Annotated in this window: 12 protein-coding genes and 1 pseudogene; 6 read left to right on the top strand and 7 right to left on the bottom strand. The window is 58.5% G+C overall.

Going from position 1 to position 19,466, the window contains the following annotated elements:
* Window positions 1-134: 134 nt before the first annotated feature.
* The 5 genes and pseudogenes from imuA (at window position 135) to LMA02_RS14640 (ending at window position 8,120) form a co-directional block, all read left to right on the top strand.
* The gene (gene imuA / locus LMA02_RS14660; protein WP_228905771.1) at window positions 135-842 is read left to right on the top strand and encodes a translesion DNA synthesis-associated protein ImuA; all 708 of its coding nucleotides are present in this window, start codon (window positions 135-137) and stop codon (window positions 840-842) included.
* Window positions 775-2,262 (top strand): Y-family DNA polymerase, encoded by a 1,488-nt coding sequence (locus LMA02_RS14655; protein WP_228905770.1) that lies wholly within the window; start codon window positions 775-777, stop codon window positions 2,260-2,262. Before imuA ends, LMA02_RS14655 begins: the two co-directional genes overlap by 68 nt.
* 6 nt (window positions 2,263-2,268) lie before the next feature.
* Window positions 2,269-3,480, top strand: a pseudogene (locus tag LMA02_RS14650) (PHP domain-containing protein); the annotation flags it as partial.
* A 212-nt stretch (window positions 3,481-3,692) separates the two neighbouring features.
* Window positions 3,693-6,842, top strand: a complete 3,150-nt coding sequence (locus tag LMA02_RS14645; RefSeq protein ID WP_175672324.1) for an error-prone DNA polymerase — start codon at window positions 3,693-3,695, stop codon at window positions 6,840-6,842.
* 27 nt (window positions 6,843-6,869) lie between these two features.
* Entirely contained in the window at window positions 6,870-8,120 is a 1,251-nt protein-coding gene (locus LMA02_RS14640; protein ID WP_228905769.1) for an HNH endonuclease, read from the top strand.
* Window positions 8,121-8,226: 106 nt separating this feature from the next.
* Here the strand turns inward: LMA02_RS14640 and LMA02_RS14635 are convergent, their stop codons facing one another.
* From LMA02_RS14635 to LMA02_RS14610, 6 genes are all read right to left on the bottom strand, one after another.
* A complete protein-coding gene (locus LMA02_RS14635) occupies window positions 8,227-8,814 on the bottom strand; it encodes an SLATT domain-containing protein (protein ID WP_175673189.1) in 588 nt (195 codons plus the stop codon).
* Entirely contained in the window at window positions 8,792-9,673 is an 882-nt protein-coding gene (locus LMA02_RS14630; protein ID WP_175673190.1) for a nucleotidyltransferase, read from the bottom strand. The genes LMA02_RS14635 and LMA02_RS14630 overlap by 23 nt, the downstream gene beginning before the upstream one ends.
* A 153-nt stretch (window positions 9,674-9,826) precedes the next feature.
* On the bottom strand, window positions 9,827-10,540 hold the full coding sequence (locus LMA02_RS14625; RefSeq protein WP_175673191.1) for a hypothetical protein: 714 nt from the start codon (window positions 10,538-10,540) through the stop codon (window positions 9,827-9,829).
* Window positions 10,533-14,165, bottom strand: a complete 3,633-nt coding sequence (locus LMA02_RS14620) for a VPA1269 family protein (protein WP_228905768.1) — start codon at window positions 14,163-14,165, stop codon at window positions 10,533-10,535. Before LMA02_RS14620 ends, LMA02_RS14625 begins: the two co-directional genes overlap by 8 nt.
* A gap of 15 nt (window positions 14,166-14,180) precedes the next feature.
* Entirely contained in the window at window positions 14,181-15,665 is a 1,485-nt protein-coding gene (locus LMA02_RS14615; protein ID WP_175673193.1) for a tyrosine-type recombinase/integrase, read from the bottom strand.
* 140 nt (window positions 15,666-15,805) lie between these two features.
* Window positions 15,806-16,051 (bottom strand): helix-turn-helix domain-containing protein, encoded by a 246-nt coding sequence (locus LMA02_RS14610; RefSeq protein ID WP_038778919.1) that lies wholly within the window; start codon window positions 16,049-16,051, stop codon window positions 15,806-15,808.
* Window positions 16,052-16,332: 281 nt separating this feature from the next.
* Between LMA02_RS14610 and LMA02_RS35545 the strand changes: the two genes are divergently transcribed.
* Window positions 16,333-16,656, top strand: a complete 324-nt coding sequence (locus tag LMA02_RS35545; protein WP_392842763.1) for a transposase — start codon at window positions 16,333-16,335, stop codon at window positions 16,654-16,656.
* A 529-nt stretch (window positions 16,657-17,185) separates the two neighbouring features.
* Here the strand turns inward: LMA02_RS35545 and LMA02_RS14605 are convergent.
* Window positions 17,186-19,168, bottom strand: a complete 1,983-nt coding sequence (locus tag LMA02_RS14605) for a tetratricopeptide repeat protein (protein WP_175673195.1) — start codon at window positions 19,166-19,168, stop codon at window positions 17,186-17,188.
* Between the last annotated feature and the right edge of the window lie 298 nt (window positions 19,169-19,466).

The raw sequence follows: 19,466 nt of genomic DNA, 5'->3' as shown, positions 1-19,466 counted from the left end.
GCCGCGCCGCGACATGACGCCCGCCCGGGCTTTTTCCCTGGGTATCCTCTGACGAAAAGCCGGTTTCTCACCGGTGCTGTGCGACGCGGGCGCATTGCCATATACTGGATATCCATACAGTTGTGGGTGGCGTCATGCTCGCATCCTCCATTTCTCCCGAATCCCTTCATCCGTCGCTCTGGCGCGGCTCGCAGCTCGCGCGCGGCGGTCCGCGCACGATCGACACGGGCTTCGCGCCGCTGTCCGCCGAACTGCCCGGCGGCGGCTGGCCGGTCGGCGCTCTCGTCGAACTGCTGGCCGCACAGCCGGGCTGCGGCGAGATGCGGCTGCTCGCGCCGGCGCTCCCGCGTATCGTCAGCGCACGGCGTCCGCTCGCGCTCGTCGCGCCGCCGCAGTCGCCGCATGCGAGCGCGCTGGTCGCTCTCGGCGTGCCGTCCGACGCGCTGCTGTGGCTGCGCACCGGCAGCCGTACCGATGCGTTGTGGGCCGCCGAGCAGGCGCTCAAGACGGGCTGCTGCGGTGCGCTGCTGCTCTGGCAGGACGCGCGGCCCGACGCGCTGCGGCGTCTGCATCTCGCGGCCGCGCGCACCGGCGACACGCTGTTCGTGATGCTGCGGCCGCTGGCGGCCGCGCGGCAGCCGTCACCGGCCGTGCTGCGCGTCGCGCTGCATCCGGTGCCGGGCGGTGTGTCGCTCGACATCGTCAAGCGTCGGGGGCCCGCGCGCAGCGAGCCGCTCACGCTCGATTTGCCATCACCCATCGTGGAGAGCCGCTATGCGCGTCTTGCTCGGCATCCATCTGCCGCGCCTGCCGCTCGACGTGTGCGCCCCGCCGCCGTCTGACGCAGAGGCCGGTGCGGCCGGTTGCGCGGTGCTCGAGCAGGGTGTCGTGCTGATCGCCGATGCGGCCGCGCGCCGGCACGGCGTGCGCGCGGGCATGAAGCGCGGCGGCGTGCTGACGCTCGCGCCCGACACGCGGCTCGTCGAACGCGATCCCGCCCGCGAGGCCGATGCGCTGCGCGCGGTCGCGCTCGCGTTGCTGCGCTTCTCGCCGTGCGTCGCGCTCGACGACGAAGCGACGCTGCTCGTCGACGTCGGCCCGAGCCTGCGCCTGTTCGGCGGCCTGCCGTCGCTGTGCCGCCAGGTGCGCGCGACGCTCGCGGCGCTTGGCTATGCGGCGCGCCTGTCCGCCGCGCCGACCGGGCGCGGCGCGTGGCTGCTCGCGCGCACGTCGGCGCGTGCGCGTATCCGGCGCCGCGTGGCCGGGCCGGCTTCGCTCGTCCGTGCGCTCGATCGTTTGCCGTGCGTGCTGCTGCCCGACGCGCGCCCGTATGCGGGCTGGTTCGACGGCCTCGGCTGCCGCACGCTCGCCGATCTGCGCCGCCTGCCGCGCGCGGGGCTGCAGCGCCGCTGCGGTCCGGCGCTGCTCGCCGCGCTCGATCGCGCGTACGGCGATGCGGTCGAGCCGCTCGCGTGGATGGCCGTGCCGCCCGTGTTCGACGTGCGGCTCGAATTGCCGGAACGCGTCGAATACGCGGAAGCCGTGCTGTTCGCCTCGCGGCGGCTCGTCGTGCAGCTGTGCGGCTGGCTGGCCGCGCGGCAGCTGTCGCTGGCCGCGATGACGTTCGAGCTCGAGCACGAGCGCGGCCGCCAGGCCGTGCCGCCGACGCCGCTCGAACTCGCGTTCGCCACGCCCGTGCGCGACGACGCGCACTTCATGCGGCTGCTCGGCGAGCGGCTCGCGCGTGTCGAGTTGCCGGCCGCGGTGATCGCGGTGCGGCTGTCGGCCACGCGCGTCGAATCGGTCGCGCCGCCGGCCGACGATCTCTTTCCCGAGCCGGGCGGCACGAAAGAGACGCGTGCGCGGCTGTTCGAGCTGCTGGTCGCGCGGCTCGGCGCGGAGAATGTGCTGCGCGCGGCACCCGTTGCCGATCACCGTCCAGAAGCGGCGAACCGCTGGCTGCCGCTCGATGCGCAGGCGGGCAAGCCGGCCGGCGGGTTGCCGGCTGCGCCGCCGCGTCCCGCGTGGCTGCTGGCCGAGCCGCAGCCGCTGCTGATGCGCGCGAACCGGCCGGTGTTCCATACGCCGCTCAGGATGATGTCGTCGCCCGAGCGGATCGAGGCGGGGTGGTTCGACGGTCAGCTCGTGGCGCGCGATTACTACGTCGCGCAGGACGAGGCCGGCGCGTGCTACTGGGTCTTTCAGGAGCGGTTGAGCAGCCAGGCGGATCCGCACTGGTTCCTGCACGGCCTGTTCGGGTGAGTGGCGATGGTTGCGGAATTCAGTTGGCTGCCCGATTACGCGGAATTGTTCTGTCGTTCGAACTTCTCGTTCCTGCATGGCGCGTCGCATGCGGAGGAACTGGTCGAGCGCGCCGCCGAGCTCGGCTATCGCGGGATCGCGATCACCGACGAATGCTCGCTCGCCGGCGCGCCGCGCATGCATGTCGCGGCGAAGGCGCAAGGGCTGCCGCTGATCGTCGGTTCGTTCTTCGAGGTGACGCCGGATGAAGTCGCCCCCGGCCACGATCCGGGCCCCGGCGCGTTCGGGCTCGTGCTGCTCGCGCAGAACCGCGAGGGCTACGGCAACCTGTCCGAGCTGATCTCGTGGCGGCGCATGGCGTCGCCGAAGGGCACGTACCGGCTGACGTCGAGGATGCTGTCGGCGCCGCCCGCGGAGTTCGCCCACTTGCGGGGCATGCCCGACTGCTTCGCGATTCTCGTCCCCACCTATCCCGTTCGGGCGGACGTACTCGATGCGCAGGTCGCCTGGTTTCGCGCGACGTTCGGCGCGCGGGCGCGACTCGGGCTCGTGCAACTGCAGCGCCCGCTCGACGGCGCGCAGCGCGAGGAGATTCGCGCGGCCGGCGAGCGGCGCGGCGTGCGTATCGTCGCGCTCGGCGACGTGACGATGCATCGGCGCTCCTGCAAGCCGCTGCAGGACGTGATGACGGCGATCCGCGTCGGGATGCCGGTTTCGGAGTGCGGGTATGCGCTCGCGCCGAATGCGGAACAGCATCTGCGCGCGCGTGGGCGAATCGCGAAGCTGTTTTCGCCGGAGGAGCTCGACGAGACCTGCGCGATTCTCGATGCGTGCGATTTCAAACTCGACACGCTTCAATACGAGTATCCCGACGAGATCGTGCCGAAGGGGCTCACGCCGACGCGCCATCTGGAACAGGAAACCTTCGCGGGGGCCGCTTTGCGTTATCCGCAGGGCATTCCGGAGAAAGTCGAGAAGCAGATCCGGTATGAACTCGACCTGATCGCTCGGCTGAGCTACGAACCGTTCTTCCTGACCGTCTACGACATCGTCAAATACGCGCGCAGCCAGAACATCCTGTGTCAGGGCCGGGGGTCGGCGGCGAACTCGGTCGTGTGTTATTGCCTCGGCATCACCGAGGTGAATCCCGAGCAGAGCACGATGCTGTTCGAGCGCTTCATCAGCGAGGAGCGCGGCGAGCCGCCCGACATCGACGTATATGGAACCCCGTTTTCTACCGATGAGTGGCACGCTTGCCTGTCAGCCTTTTGTTTCGGTACTTCACCTCCTTAGATGAATCGGTAGATATACGGAATCAATCGGGATAGCGCGAAAGAGCACCGTTTTCCAGGGCATCGGCCACACAGTGTGCCCGGATGTCTGACGGATGCCTTGTTCGATGGAAATGTTCTGCATCGGTTGTACATCTCATGGCCACATTGCCTCTCTCGTTGCCGGCATATGCCGAACTCTTCTGCTTATCGAACTTCACCTTCTTGGAGGGGGCTTCGCATGCGGAGGAGTTGGTCAAGCGAGCCGCTCAGTTGGGTTACTCCGGGATTGCCATCACGGACGAATGCTCTTTGGCGGGGGTTGTACGGGCGCATGTGGCGGCCAAGGATCTAAATTTTCCGTTGGTCATCGGGTCGTACTTCAAGCTGACTCAGGCCGATTCGTCGCCTGCCCTTGACCTGATCTTGCTGGCCCAGAACCGCGAAGGGTATGGCAATCTGTCCGAGCTCATCACGCTGGCACGCATGCGCTCCCCCAAAGGTGGCTATCGCCTCACGCCACAGGACCTCTTGAAACCGGAGAAGGCGTATGCCCATCTGAGAGGCATGCCAGGGTGCCTCGCGATCCTGATTCCCAAGTTCCCCGCGAAACCGGAAGCGCTGGACGCTCAAGTCGAGTGGCTGTTGGAGACGTTCCCAGGGCGTGCATGGGTCGGCCTATGTCTGCATCAGCGCGCAATGGACAATCCCCATGCTGGTGTTGTTGAGCACATAGCGTATGGCAATGGCATCCCAGTCGTTGCAGTCGGACATGTAACCATGCATGTTCGTTCCAGAAAGCCGCTGCAGGACACAATGACGGCGATCCGTATAGGCAAGCCCGTTGCGGAGTGTGGCTATGAGCTTGCACCGAATGCCGAGCAGCATCTGCGGTCGCGGATGCGCTTGGCGCATCTCCATCATCCAAACGCGTTAAACGAGACGATCGCGATTCTTTCACGTTGTGGGTTCTCGCTCGATGAGTTGCGCTATGAGTATCCCGATGAACTAGTGCCGGCTGGGCTTACACCAACCGAATATCTTCGACAGGAAACATACATTGGAGCGCATCGTCGCTTCTCGAGCGGCATCCCTCTCAACGTCCAGACGCAGCTCCAGCATGAGCTCGAGCTCATCACGGAATTGAGCTACGAGCCGTATTTTTTGACGGTGTACGACATCGTCAAATTCGCACGTAGCGAAGGAATTCTCTGTCAGGGGCGTGGGTCAGCAGCCAATTCCGCGGTCTGTTATTGCCTTGGCATAACGGAGGTGGATCCTGCGCGATCGACGATGCTGTTCGAACGGTTCATCAGCCGGGAACGCAACAGTCCACCGGACATAGATGTGGATTTCGAGCATCAAAAGAGAGAAATCGTTATGCAATACATCTATCGAAAGTATGGGCGTGACCGCGCAGCTATCGCTGCAGCGGTATCGACATATCGTGCACGAGGTGTGCTTCGGGATGTAGGGAAAGCGGTCGGTGTTGATGGCCAGATTGTCGATAGAGTTGCCAAGGCGCATCACTGGTTCGACGGCACCGCAGATTTACTCGAGCGATTTTCAGAATCAGGGCTGGACCCATCAGCACCCATCATTCAAACTTGGGCATCGCTTGCCGCGCAGCTGTGTGGTTTTCCTCGACATCTTTCCCAGCACTCCGGTGGCTTTGTCATCAGTCGAGGCAAGTTGTCACGCCTTGTACCGATCGAGAATGCGGCAATGCAGGACCGTAGTGTGATTCAGTGGGATAAGGATGACCTCGAGTCGCTCGGGTTGCTCAAAGTGGATGTGTTGGCGTTGGGAATGCTGAGCGTCATTCGCCGGGCGCTTGACCTAATATCCCTGCACCGTGGTGAACCGTTTGAGATGCAGGATATCCCGTCAGAGGATCCGGAGACGTACGACATGATCTCGAACGCGGATACGGTTGGAGTATTCCAGATCGAGTCGAGAGCGCAACAGTCGATGTTGCCACGATTGAAGCCACGGACGTTCTACGACCTCGTGATTGAGGTGGCGATCGTGCGTCCTGGTCCGATTCAAGGTGGTGCTGTCCATCCGTATTTGAAGCGACGTCAAGGAATAGATCCGGTTAGCTATCCGAGCAAGGATCTGGAAACAGCACTAGCTCGAACGCTCGGTGTGCCGATCTTCCAGGAGCAAGTGATGCAGGTCGCAATTCTCGCGGCCGGTTTTTCTCCAGGAGAGGCAGACGGACTACGGCGTGCGATGGCAGCCTGGAAGCGCAAAGGCGGGTTGGAGCCCTATCACGATCGCCTGGTGAGTGGCATGTTGATACGTGGCTACGAAAGGGAATTTGCCGAGTCGATTTTTGCTCAGATAAAGGGGTTTGCCGACTATGGCTTCCCGGAAAGCCATGCGGCAAGCTTTGCGTTGCTTGTCTATGTCAGCAGCTGGTTGAAATGTCACGAGCCAGAGGCCTTCCTTGTATCGTTACTGAATAGCCAGCCAATGGGGTTCTACTCGCCCTCACAGCTTATCCAGGATGCGAAACGTCATGGGGTTACGGTCTTGCCTGCAGACGTCGCGATCAGCAACTGGGAGTCGTCTCTGGAATATCCAGAAGTGGGGTGTCGTCCCGTTGTTCGGCTTGGTCTCTCTCTTCTGCACGGGATGCGAGCGGAGGCGGCTGATCGAATTGAAATGGCCCGAGCCGTTGGGCCTTTTTCGTCAACGATTGATCTGGCTCGGCGGGCTCAGCTGGATCGACATGATTTGCATGTTCTGGCTCGATCCGATGCACTTGCGTCGCTGGCCGGTGGTCGTCGAAGCGCGCTGTGGGAATCCGTTGTCGCTGCTCCGGACAAGGATCTGCTTGCTTCAGCAAATGTGGTTGATGAAACACCTGATCTCGGATTGGCATCCGAAGGGGACGAGATACAGAGTGACTACCAGTCTATGGGGCTGACGCTGCGACGACACCCCCTAGCGTTGCTGCGTCCGATACTACATGCGAAGAAGCTCATGCCAGCCGCTACGTTAAACACCTACCCAAACGGAAGGCTCGCGCGTGCATGTGGGTTGGTCACCGTACGACAGCGGCCGGGAACTGCGAAAGGCGTAATCTTCGTCACGCTTGAGGATGAAACCGGAAACGTGAACGTTATTATCTGGCCGAAGTTGATGGAGATGCAGCGTAAGGAAGTCCTTGGTGCTAGGCTGCTAGCGGCGTTGGGTGTTTGGCAAAGTGTTGACGGGGTGCAACATCTGGTTGCCAAGCGTCTGGTGGATCTATCCCATCTTCTAGGCGAGTTGCCGACGGTCAGTCGTAACTTTCACTAGAGAGAAATCAAGGAGGAGGCGCACACGATGTCGATACAAAGCGTTGAGAGCAGATGCATTTACTGTTCGAGCCTCGGGCCATTCAGTGACGAGCATATGATTCCTGCGGGGCTAGGTGCCGACGATAACCGGTATCTACTTCGCGACATGGTTTGCAAGACGTGCAATACAACTGTTTTCTCACCACTTGAACTCGAGTGGTTGCGGAACTCGCCGACGGCGATTGGCCGAATTTTTATGCAGGCAGAGGGGAGAAAGCGAGGTAGCAAGAAAAACCCTCCAAAACTAGGCGCGGGAACGAAGGTCGTTGTTACCCCTGAGGGCTATACTGCCGAGGCGGAAATCGGCTACGAAGGTAAGGCGACGATTCTTCCGCAGATGATTCTCGTCGATGAGCATCAGTGCAGTGTGACGGGATCAAACAAAGAGGAGTTCAATCGGTTCATTTCGCAGGTTCACGAAGGGTTTGGATCATCGATCGCATGTGCGTCTAAGCTCGACGAGACAGCAACACACAAGTTCCAAATCGCAACATTTGTGTGGGAAGGCGGGCGCTACGTTGAGCACCATCAAGTGGGCGCCGACGAGCTACCTGCTTCTTGCTTTTTGCACCTTCCCATCGTGCCAAATGAGCACGGAAAATTCACGTCCAACAGCAGGCTTTTCCGACGTCCGAATGGACAAATAGTGTTGCGTCTTAGAGGCGACCTGCAGCTCGACAGTGCGCTGACCGCATTCCGAAAAGTTGGTGAGAACCTCGATCTATCGACGCTTGTGGAAAGTGATCTCAAGAATCCACTTGTCAATCTTGGCTTCTCGTTTCAACTTGACGTGACCGGCCGAGTACTCGCCAAGACGGGGCTCAATATTCTGGGACATCTCCTGGGGGCGGACTATGTTGGGCATCCAGCCTTTCAGAGCATTAAAAAATCGATCATGACCGGTAAGCCATCCATTCCTCCCTACACGAACGAAGCAAAGGCTCCGTTTAGGATGTTATTTTCCGGCTTGCCCAACACACATCATGGTTTCTTGCTCTCGGCTCACCCATGGCACGAACAAACGTGCGGCATCGGAATGGCGACCCGGTTGTATGGATCCCAAATCGAAGTAGTGCCGCTCGGACACGGCTTACCTCACCCTCCAATTGACCTGCCAATGATATTCACTGTCGATTACGGTAAGCATCTCATTGAGCAGTATGGCTTGATGGACTACATGAGGAAGTATCCAATCACCCCATCATCACCTAGCGTCTACCCCGAACTGTCGGATTAGATTTTGCATGCGCGTCGCACGTTCGCTGTGCAACTCTGCGCGACCTCGAAGGGCATCTCTCAGACAAGCACGATAGCGTCGATGCTCTCCTGATCGGGATACTTCTTCACGAGGAAGATTTGCGCAGTTGCCTAGGGAGTATTCGATCAAGTTCCTCATCGGTGAAGGATAGCTCCTCAGCATCCTTGAGCGCATTCTGCGCAGCAACATAAGCTGTCCCATCTGTTCGCGGCGCAACAGAGTAAATTGCCTCAAGCGCTGTATTAATCCGGTCACGCTCCCCTCTGACTTCGGCGAGCTCGCGTCCATCCTTCAGGTCCACTAGAAGTGATAGTAATGCTTCGCGGACGGCCCAAAGTTTCGATGCGACGTCGGTGTGTTTCTGAGTTTTCTCCGCGAGACTTGCTTCCTTAAAGTACAGCGTTACGCCAAGCAGTATCGTTGAGCATACCGCACCAACGACAGTGCCAGCGTGGGTGTCGCCGAACACGGCCAACAATAGGCTGGTAGTAGTGGTTGCCGACAGCAGAATTTCCACTGCCTTGAAGAAACGATGTCGAGCGGTATATCGATCCGCCATCTTTTCGTGGGTCTTGTGGGAATACGCGACACGCCCGTACATCTCGCGGAGCTGACCATCGAGCGTAACCTCGGGTGTGTCCAGGTTCGTGCTACGCTGGGAAAGCGGTTCCATATATTTCCCTATATTTTCTTCGAGCAGACCAGTTCTCACCACGAAGCTGGTGAGCGATGGCTTCGAGTGCGCGCAGTTCGGCCGCGCGCGCCTTGTGCTGGAACACCGGCCCACGTGAAACGTAGGAGTTGCTACCGGGGGCCAACCAGTATCCCTGGCTGATGTTGAGGTTTGCGAGAAAGTGGAAGAAGTCCCGCGTCATGTAGTCGTAGTAGACATACGACTTGTCCCGATACGCCCATGTCGCGAGAAACTGGTAGGCCAGAGTGTCGATGAGCATGCCACTTATCCCGACGTTGCAGCAATCACGCCAGGCTCGCGTCATTCTGCCCAGTTCTACGAGGTTGCCATTGCACATCCCGTCACGTAAGGAAAACGCTTCCATCTCTTGCTTAGGCTTACATGATCGCCAACTTCCACCGCTGTTCGAGTCTGCGAAGGTGTAGTAGCCGCCGATATTGAGAAAAGCGGGTAACACGTCGAATCGGGTACCGTCATCGAACCTGATCACGACAACTTGCCCGTCCCCGACCATATCCGTGACTCGATACGTGTTCCGAATAGAGGCTTTAATCAAACTGAGCAGCGCTGATTGCCCGTTACCAACATGATTGTTGAACCGTTGATGCAGTGAAGCGGGAAGCTCGTACACGAGATCTACATCACTGACGCTGGGGATAGCCGTGTTTCGGCCATATGATCCAGCGTAAAAGCGATTTGCCATGCTTGACGAGAGGCCACGAAGGTCACGATTCAATTGTGCTGCAATGCGTGCAGTCCTATACGCGATGGATTCGCGTTTCTCTCGCCCTATCCGCAGGTTTCTGCAGAAGGTGGCAAACCATTCCCCCTCGCCCATACGCCTCCTTGTTCTCAGTTATCACGGAGCGAAAACGATTATAGCTCTACGTCTCCGCGATATACCAATGGCGTCTATGCAGGCAGATCTAGCAAGCGGGGCTGGAGATGTTGTTGTTCGGAAACCCATGATCGAGCTAGAGGCGACGAATTCCTATTTCTCGTGTTTCTCGGTATGTACCCACTGGTCTACTTCGACCCATTGAGCTGGTGTGAGTAACGTCTGAGCAATACCGTCTACCTCACACGAAAGCCTAGTGGAGTGTCCTCGTCGCTGGATCTGGATTTTCACAGGTTGCTTGTTGAAGACGACTTCCAAGGCATCAAGTAAGCACGGAGGGAAGTCACTGCGCTCGATTGTTTGCCTGATATCCAGCGCTAGCTCCCCCGTAGGAATACGGCCAAATGCCTCAGTCAAAGATAGAGGACGTCGCAGTGATTCCTGCTCTAGTAGTTGCGTCAATCGCAAGTTCTCTCGTGCAAGCATTTCATTACTTTCTCTAAGAATATCGATGTGCATGCGCGTCTTGGCATCCAGATCAATAGCTGGATACTTGGTGGTCTGATTCGTAACCTGTTCCCTTGGTTTGGGGTATGTACCTTTCGAGCGAGTGCCTTGATACTCGCTGATCCGGGTCGCGATGTATGCCTTCAGATGCCGATTATTCTGAATCGTTTGCGCACGTGGTCCGCCGAACAAATCAGTCGCCGTCGCGGCGACGCGACTGTAGTTCATGAGACCTCGCATCGCTTCGATCCTGTCGCACGCGGCCTTGATACGTTCGAGGCTGACTCGGGCCTTTGCACCCACCCGCTCCATCAATTGCGCCAGCAACTGTTCTGCCGTTCCATCGAATTGATCAGCCACGGCGTATTCTCCTATCGTGTTGCTTCGACTGATTCGACAGGGCCTTTTGACTTGATGGCATCGCTTCTGCAATCGTTGATGCGACCCACCTATGAAACTCATCGCGCTGTTCTACTGAGAGAGGAAGCGGTGTGCGTCCGTCGATCGATTTCTGGACGCCTTCATACCCGACAAGATGCTCTACCATGTAGGCCAAAAGATAGGCTGCTCGATGGCGCAGCCGATCATCACCGATATCCATTAGCAGGTGGCGACAGTCTTCGGTCCGAAGAATCCTGTCCATAAATTGCGAACATGCGTCCTTCGAAAGGCTAGACGCTTTCTCAAGCCCCCCTTGGATGACCGCCGCGTCGAGGATATTCCTGACCAGCCCGAAGTCGCCGGACTTCTCAAACCGCACTTCAACTTCACGCCTCAACTCGTCGTCGTGCTCACCTGCCACCATCAAGAAGTGCCCGGGCGTTGGCGGGCACTTCTGTTTGAACGCACTCCATTCCTTCGCAAGGCGAGCCGACTCGGTATACATGCGGTAGCGATTGATCCACTCAAGGATCAAGGGCTCGCTCTTTCGATCGAAGTCGGCGATCTTCTCTTTGATCAGTTGCTTGTCAAACACCAATTTATGCCGCTCGGCCTCAGCGAGATCGGGAACGTCCTTCCATGCGAGCTCAGACAACGCGTCGTACAGGGCTTTACGCTCGCGGCCGAGGAGACGGAGCTCAAGCATGAGTTCATTCATCGCAAGGCCCTGATGAATGAGGAACGCCGGCCCGGTACTGAAGAAGCGGCAGTTACCACATCCGCCTTCCACGGGTGAGTAGTGTCGGACGATCTTGCCAGGATCTTCCTCCTCGGACGGGATGCCGATATGGCATCCGCTGCCGCCCACGGGGCAGATCCCGCCCGGTACGGTCTTCCAGCTCGATGGCTGATCCAGAATGTCATCGTCACGGTGGCGAGCGTATCGTCGATTGAATGTCCACAGCGCTCGCTGAGCACTCAACGGCTCGCGGTAACAGTCCCACTCGTCGGCCGTCCCGCTGTTCTGAAGGGCCTCCACTAGTCTTGCCTTGAAGGCGCCCGGCTCCGCCTTGCTGTAATACATCGTCATTACTGCGGTGGCATGGCCAGCGATGAACTCCTGGACTATGCTGACGGGAACGCCCATCTCGATCAGACGGGAGATTCCGGCGACCCGAAGTCCATGGATCTCGTATATGCTGGCCCGCCCCTCATGGCTGGAGCTTGATGTACTCGTCTGGGTGAGTCTTACAACTCGTCCCTCGGCTGCGAGCCTCTTTTCGGTCTCGATCGATAGCGCATTGAACAACTTATAAAGCTTGTTGTGCGATACAGGTTGGTGGTAGCGCGTTTGCTTGCCGTCGTCCCTGTAGTAGTCGTTGCTTAAGTCCGCGAAGAGCGGTGTAAATGCCGGCAACAAGTCAACATACTTGTCATTGACGTGCAGCCTGTCGGAAATCGAGTCGACGAAGGAGATGGGGACTGGATCGGGGTGGTACTGATTCATCCAGTCGATCTGCTGCGCAATCAGTGTGTATGGACGGTTCAACCACTGCGCAGTTTGCGACGCTATGCTGGAATCGTGATCCTCTCGAATATTCGGCCACGGAAGTTCATATCCGCGTCGACTCGAGGGGTCCCACATTTGGGTCTTGTTGGTATTGATAAAGATACCGAGGTCTTCTTCCTCCAGCATCGGATCAATGAGTGGCTGAAGTACCCCGCTCGGTCGCCCGTATCGCTGACGGTGCGTGCTTCCATCGGGGTACCGCCACTTTCGGAGGGGGTGCTTGTTCACGACGTATCGGTGTTGGCCGACGTCCCAGATATGTTCGTCTAGCAGGCCGCGATCTAGCCACCGAGCCTGCTTTGCTCGAATCGGTAGAAGAAGTAAGAGAGCAAGAAGTGCGCACCTTGACGGGCTCCATACTGGCTCACTTCGCCCGCTGACGTGACATCGCCATTCGAACCAGTCCGCGTGGCAGATGGTCTTTGCCCAGCGAAATGTCGGTGTTCCCGTGTCGTCTGACTCTAGAAGGACATCGATCATTGCATCGTGCACGCTGTTGGGTAGCCGGCGTCGAGAAGACTTGTGCTGTTGGCTTATGTTGAACGGGTTCTCGATGGCTTCGAACGGACTTTCGTTGATAGGCAGCACCGCGTCTGGCGCAAGCTTTAGGGCGTTGACAACGCAACGAAAGGCATGAGCGGTTGAATGCCAGTATCCCCACGCCGTTCCGGTTGAAATTTTCCCTTGCTGAATGCGGCTCGCGAGATAGTACTTGAACGTAAGCTTGCTTGTCGGATCAGCCGGATCGATCAGGTCACGAATGGTAATGTCGGCAGGAGATCGGATTTCCCTTTGTGTCGCCCATTGAACAATGCTGCGTAGTGAGGCTCGAGTGCTTGCTCTTCCAGATTCACTCGTTTGGATAACGAGCTCCGCAAATCGACTCCATGCAGAGCCGCTCTTGTTACCGATAGCGCTAGGTGTCCACACCTCATTCTGCGCCTTTGCTCCTTGTCGACGGCCCCCGTGAAGACCGCTGAGGGGCCATGGACTGAGTTTGGTATTGTCACGCTGCACTGGCTCTACGAGATGCTTGGTCAGGCTGTAGGCATAGTGGCTCTCCTTGAAGTCGGAAAGCCAACTCCTCAGTTGTGCTGGGACATCATTGACGTCACGGACATCAGTCGATGAAATCAGCAGTTGCAGTAACGGTCGGTAGTGTGGCTTTATCGTGCTCCATGGCCAATGAGGCGCAGCGATTCGACAGGCTTCCGGGTACGCCATTTGGGATGACGGGAGAAGTATTGAGCCACGTTGGACAAGGTTGACCAACGTGAGCTCTGCGGCATTCGCGACGTTAAGCAATGACATCCCGTCGGGAATGCTGGATAGCGCTGCGCACGGAATGGCGAACGCTTTAAGACGCGCTAGCACTTGGCGGTTGTGCTTTCGCGCCCAGCTGAGATCATATCCATGGCGGTGTTTGTTCCAGCTAAATTGCTGAGCAACGCAGAGGATTTCAATTGCAGTATCAAGTGACTCTTGTGACAATGCATCAAGTAGCTGGAGAAATTCTGACTTTCCAAGGTGTAGCCAAGAGGAGGAAGAACCATTTAATCTCGGCATCCCGTCGGAGGAATACTTGAGCGACTGAGTGACCTCGTCGATCACGAAGGCGCGTTGCTGTTCAATGCCACTCGGATAACTTTCTTTGAACCACGCGGCGAACTCTTGCCACGTGAATGCATCACGATTTTTCCCAGAGGGAAGCTGTTGGTGAAAAGTTCTGAACAGCATGAGCGGAAACCACAGACGGAAATTCGAGGTCGATGAGTCAAAAGCTCGCGATAAGGAGCCACCGGACAATTCGAAGCAGCGGTCAAATCGCGCGGTGATCTCGTCACGAAGGTGCTTTCTGTAAAGCTGGAGACAGAGCTTGCGGATTTGCGCGGCCGTAAGCGAGGAGTCGAGAATGACGACCTGGTCTCCGGCGTTGAATCGCACTTCCCTGCGAGACCAGAATCCTTGCGTGACTCGGAGCGAGGATTGATCTCGCGACACGGCCGGAGCGGAGAAGGCCTTCGGGAGTCTCATGATGGCTCATCGACACTAAGTGATACGGGTCCAATGGGAGGGCAAATCCAGCGAGGTGCGCTCCCTCCGATCAGGCATATCGCTCGGTGGGATATCGTGCTGTTGCGCTACAGATTCGACTACCGCGTGCCGAACCGTATCGTTCGTCAGGTGGTAGTAGATCTGCGTGCTTTCGACACGAGCGTGACGCAGGAGCACTTGGGTTGTCTCGATAGGGTGCCGGAGGATGTTCGCACAGTAGAAGCCGGCGAGGTGACGCAACGAATGTGGACCCAGATGCAGACTTTCGAGCCCAAGCCGCTTCATGCTCCTGCTCCATGCTTTTTTCACTGCTGGAAGCGACATCGGCAAGCCGAACCTCGCTCTGTCCAAATGGATGTACAGCCACGGGTGAAAAGGCCATCGCTTCGGTCTCCCGTGGAAATGCTCCTCCATGTATGCTTTGAAGCACTTCAGAAAATACACGCCGATGCGTGGATCAATCCATATCGCTTCGTTGCCGAAAGACGTGGCATCGGGCCCCGAGTCTAGGTGGAACGTCATTCCCTTGAATCCCGCGTACATCCCACCGCGGCGGCCATAGCGCGTTCGGGGAACAAGTCGATGGAGCTCGGGGTGCCCATCCTTGAACTCCTCATTCGACCAGTTGGATTCGAGATAGCTGGCACGGGTGGTCGATCGATGCTTACCTTGCGAGTCCCGCCAGTTCCACAAACCTGTTTCCGGGTCATCGAGCCGGATGCGAGCCTCACCATATCGACCGATCCCGAAAACATCCTCGGTGTACAGATGAAGAAGCTCCGAAGTTCGAAGTGCCAATCCAAACATCTGTAGGTACAACATCTTGTCGCGCGTGTTGTTGCATTGCTCGACCAAATCCACAAACGCCGCTAGCGGGAAGCACTTGGGAGTGGAGCGTGATGACCGCTGAAGGCGCCGATGCCAATGCGGAGCGTGATGAAGATGGACGGATTTTTCCTTTCGCCGAGCCGGAAATAAGTGAAGCATCGGATCCCAACGTTCCCGCCGGCGGAACTCGGAGTACAACTCCCAGGCTGTCATCAACCGTCGCTCAGCGGGGTTCAGGCGCTTGGAGCCATGGAAGGCTGCCTGCCATGTATCGAACGCATTCAGGGCCGCAAGATATTTCAATATCGTCGTGCGCCGCACCGGGCGCCAGAACAGGCCTAGTGGATAGGATCCGTCTGGCCTATCGGTACCCAGCTTCTTGGCTGTCAAAAATTCGCCGACCAGCGAATGAGCATCCTGTTCGGTCAGGGCGTTCTGGCCGTGGCGTGCCCAGCAAAAGTCGTGAAGGTGTAGGACAGCGCGGATCCGCTCTTCAAGTAACGATTGCTCGATGCCGCCGTCGAGCATGTGGGTGATCCACTCATTGATCACGTAGCCCGGCTCACCATTCAGGAATACGAGCGGAAAGCGGCGATGCGGAAATTCGCGAACGTAGACGTACTTGATCGACCAGAAGTGCCTCGCGTGCATCGCTCACTCCTCGTTTAGAGTGTGACGCTGATGAAGTATTGATGACTTACAAGGCAGAAATGTGACTGAGTGTGGTGCTGCTGGGCTCAGGCCGAGTGCACTGGACGTGACTTGTGACGCGAAGAGAGTGACACCGTGGCTTAAAGCCCAGCGGCTTGAAGCAACTCAGAGGGTTGACACGCGAGCGCTCGGGCGATCTTGACGAGATTCAAGAGCGTTACGTTTCGCTCGCCCCGCTCGATCTTTCCCATGTGACTTCGGTCGATTTGCGCGAGGTGCGCGAGTGACTCTTGTGAGATGTCCAGGATTTCTCGACGAGCTCGAATAGAGCGCCCCAACGCTTTAAGGTGCGCTTCTGCGTCGTTTCGTCCCGATACCCTTTCCATCCGGGTATCGTCCGGTTATCATCCAATGTTGGCCACGGCATTTACGACCCATTTTTAGCGTGGCTTCGATCGTGAGGCGGTATCAGAATCTGCCGTTGCTCCGACTAGGTCCGCCTCTCCATCTTGTTTGTTGCTTTATGAAAGACACCGCACATCTGGTGCGCGGTAGCGCGTCAGCGCCGAGCCGACATGGTCGTGCTTCGGAATCCTCGAAAGTGTTGATAGCTATTGAGCGCGTGCTCTCCAAGCACCAAGGAGAGCGTGACCTCGATCTCCCTCGCGTGGGAAGCGCGCAGCGCTCTCGTGACGAAACACGTAGAAAGAGCCCGACTGGCAAGCGATATACGGACGAGTTCAGAGCTGAAGCGGTGCGGCAAGTAGTGGAACTTGGCGCATCCGTAAAGCAGGTCGCCGCTAGGTTGGGTGTGTCAACGTGGAGCCTGCATCGCTGGGTCAGGGAGCGGCATGCGCCACATCCTGCGGAGAACGCCACCGCCGAGGAGTCGTCCGAAATTCAGTGGCTTCGGGCGGAGCTGCTCCGTGTAACGGAGGAGCGAGATATGCTCGAGAAGGCCGCTGCATACTTTGCGAAGCAGGCAGGATAAATTGGATCGATGAGACGCGAGACTTAAGCACGCGCCCCGACGGGATGGCATTGCCACCGACGTGTTTACGCCGGATTATCGTGCTAGGGGCGATCGTCTCATTCAACTATACGTACAGGTCATCCAAGACTATTCGAGTTCGCCTCCACCGGCTAGGATGATATCCAGAACAAGAGCTTGGTGAGGTGCTGTATTTGCGTGCGCCTTGTATGAGAGAGCTCGCGAGTTTCCGGAGCCGGAAGTGATCGACCCGTCCGGGCCATTTGGTCGGCTTTGGCGGCGGTCCGCTGCGTCACCGATATGAGACATTTGCACGAGACGCTGCAGTCACTAACGGTTTGAGGCGCTGGCCAAGTGGTGTCGCAGCGCCAGGCCAAAGTCCGGTGTTGGCCGACTGGCGGCCACGCCTCTATCGCCTAGATGGTACAGGCCCAACCGGAGGACCTGCCCGGAGTCGGGCAGAATTTGGGCTGCGCGAATGGCTAGGGTGCCTGGTCCTGACCGTGCGACTTTCCCAAGCGCGAGACCTCTACCGAGCGCCATCGGCGGGTTGGCCGGTATCCGGATCACTAAACAACGACGGGAAATCGCGCTCAAACTTGGCGCTGAGTTCATGGTTAGGGAAACGTTCTATCGCAGCCGTCCAAATCTCCAGCGCCGTCGCTGCATCACCACTATTCCAGTGGGCGCCGCCAAGGTCGAACATCGCCACGGCATCGTCTGGGTCGAGCCTAAGCGTCCTCTCGTAGGCGTCGATCGCCTCTGACCACCTGCTAAGGGAGGCGTAAGCTGCAGCCAGCTGAAACCAGCTCTTGGCATCCGGTTGAATGGTCTGAGCCTGTTCCAGCAGGAGCGGCACGCTCTCATCGAACCGCCCCAGTTCCATGAGGGCAATCGCCATGCAATAGCCGTATTCGCCGCCCGCCAATTCATACGCCTTGCGAAAGCAGCGCACCGCCTCCGCCCAGTCCTGGTCATCCTGCGCCCAGTGGCCCAGACGATCCCAAGGCAGCGCGGCATCGTCGGGGGCGATGTGGGCGATGTGCCTATCGAATTCCTCGCGGAATTCACTATAGGTTTTCGAGACATCCTCTCCTCGGCCGCGCAGATAGAACGTCGTCATGAGAAGTTCCCAATTTCCGGCGGGATCCTCAGGGTTCGCCCTCACGTAGCGTTGCCAGAAGGGCAACGCTTGACGGGCGTTGTCCACATTCACGCGTCCGAAGGCCGCGACCAGACGGCAACACCACGGCCAAATCCAACGGAAGCGGTCAGCCTGAGCTACCAGGCCATTGATCTCGCGAAACGCAGCGCGGCCGTCGCCGAGATTGAAAAGAACGTTGGCGCGCCAGCCGATGACCGCAGAAGTCCTGCCCTGCTTTTGATCCGAGAAGATGACTTGGTCGAGATGACGCAAAGCGTCCTCGTACTTGCCCAAACGAACGTAGTGGGTGCCCAGGGAGTTGTGGGCCTCCGCTAGATCGGGATTCAACCGCAAAGCTTCGCGGTAGTGAGCCACCGCCTGCCCATCGTCGCCAAGCACAGCGCAACTGGAGCCGAGGTTTTTGTGGATCTGAGCGGCTAGTTCGGAAGTGGCAGCGAGCGCAGGATCGGCGAGCGCGGCTTCGAAAGCCCGCTTTGCTTCTTGCTCGTTACCGAGAGCATGGAAGGCGTTTCCGATCGTGTAGTGCAGGTCGCCGATTTGATAACGATCATCTGCAAGCCTGATCCGAAAAAAACTGATGGCTTCCTCGATCCTCTCTGGGTGCCGGCTCATGCCATCCATGCCGAGGTTGATTTCGGCCATGTAGCAAACGCCCATTTCGTCACTGCCAACGCCGAAAACGGCCTCGAACTTGGCGAAGCCGACGCTAATCACCTCGTCGGCGTTCTTCTCGTAGAGTTGTACGAGCAGCTTGCGCGCCAGGGCTGTCTCCTGGGGAACGTGAATATCCGGAGGTGACTCCAGGACGTGACTGGATAGGTCCGCCGCGGCCATCCCGACTTGGCCTACGCGCCGATCGCGTGATGACTTTGCCCCGGCACGGGCGAGAGCCGCGAGCCGGCCGAGGCACTCAATCGTTAGCTCCTCAACGAAAGAGACAGTCAGCGACCGCTGGTCGGTCCAGTTTTTCCCGCTATGCTCATATTGACGGGCAACACTTTCCGCCGTGCGAATGCGTAAGGAGCCTGTCGGTGCGTGATAGGCAACGTAAACGCTGTAGGGCTGCATAAGCAGATAGTTGAGGTTCGTGCGGCGAACTTCGACACTGAGCGAACCGTCGGCGTTCAGCGCACTCTCAGTGCCCTTTAGCTGGACGTGTACCCGGGCGTTGGTGGCATGCCCATCAGCCACCACCTCGATCTGGCAGTCCGTTCCGTAGTCCTTGCGGTCCTGCGCCTGAAGGATGAAAGCGCCACTATCGGTGAGCCGCATCTGGAAGGCGGCAATCGCTTCGTCTTCGATCTCGTGATTACCGTCACGACGCGGTAGCTCGTCAAAGTGGCTCATAACGTTGGCTTGATGCGGGCGTTCGGCGGTTCCGGTTGCTATAGACGATACCTACGACGTCGACCGCACGAACTTGAGCGGTGGCGCCACCAGGACTTTCGTTTGTCGATTGAGGTCTTGGTGCGCCCACTCCGCGATCGCCAAGTAGTGTTTGAATGATCTTGTTCGGGCGGCATTATGAGCTGCATTGTAATTCCCCCTACCTCTGCGTGACCGCAACTCCAGCCGTTCCATGCGTTATCTGATATCCCGTTGTCGAAGCGGTTATCCACGGCTGTGGAATATACGGCATTGAATA

The organism is Burkholderia sp. B21-005 (assembly GCF_020843965.1).
Lineage (GTDB): Bacteria > Pseudomonadota > Gammaproteobacteria > Burkholderiales > Burkholderiaceae > Burkholderia > Burkholderia ambifaria.
This window is presented reverse-complemented; position numbering and strand designations above follow the sequence as displayed.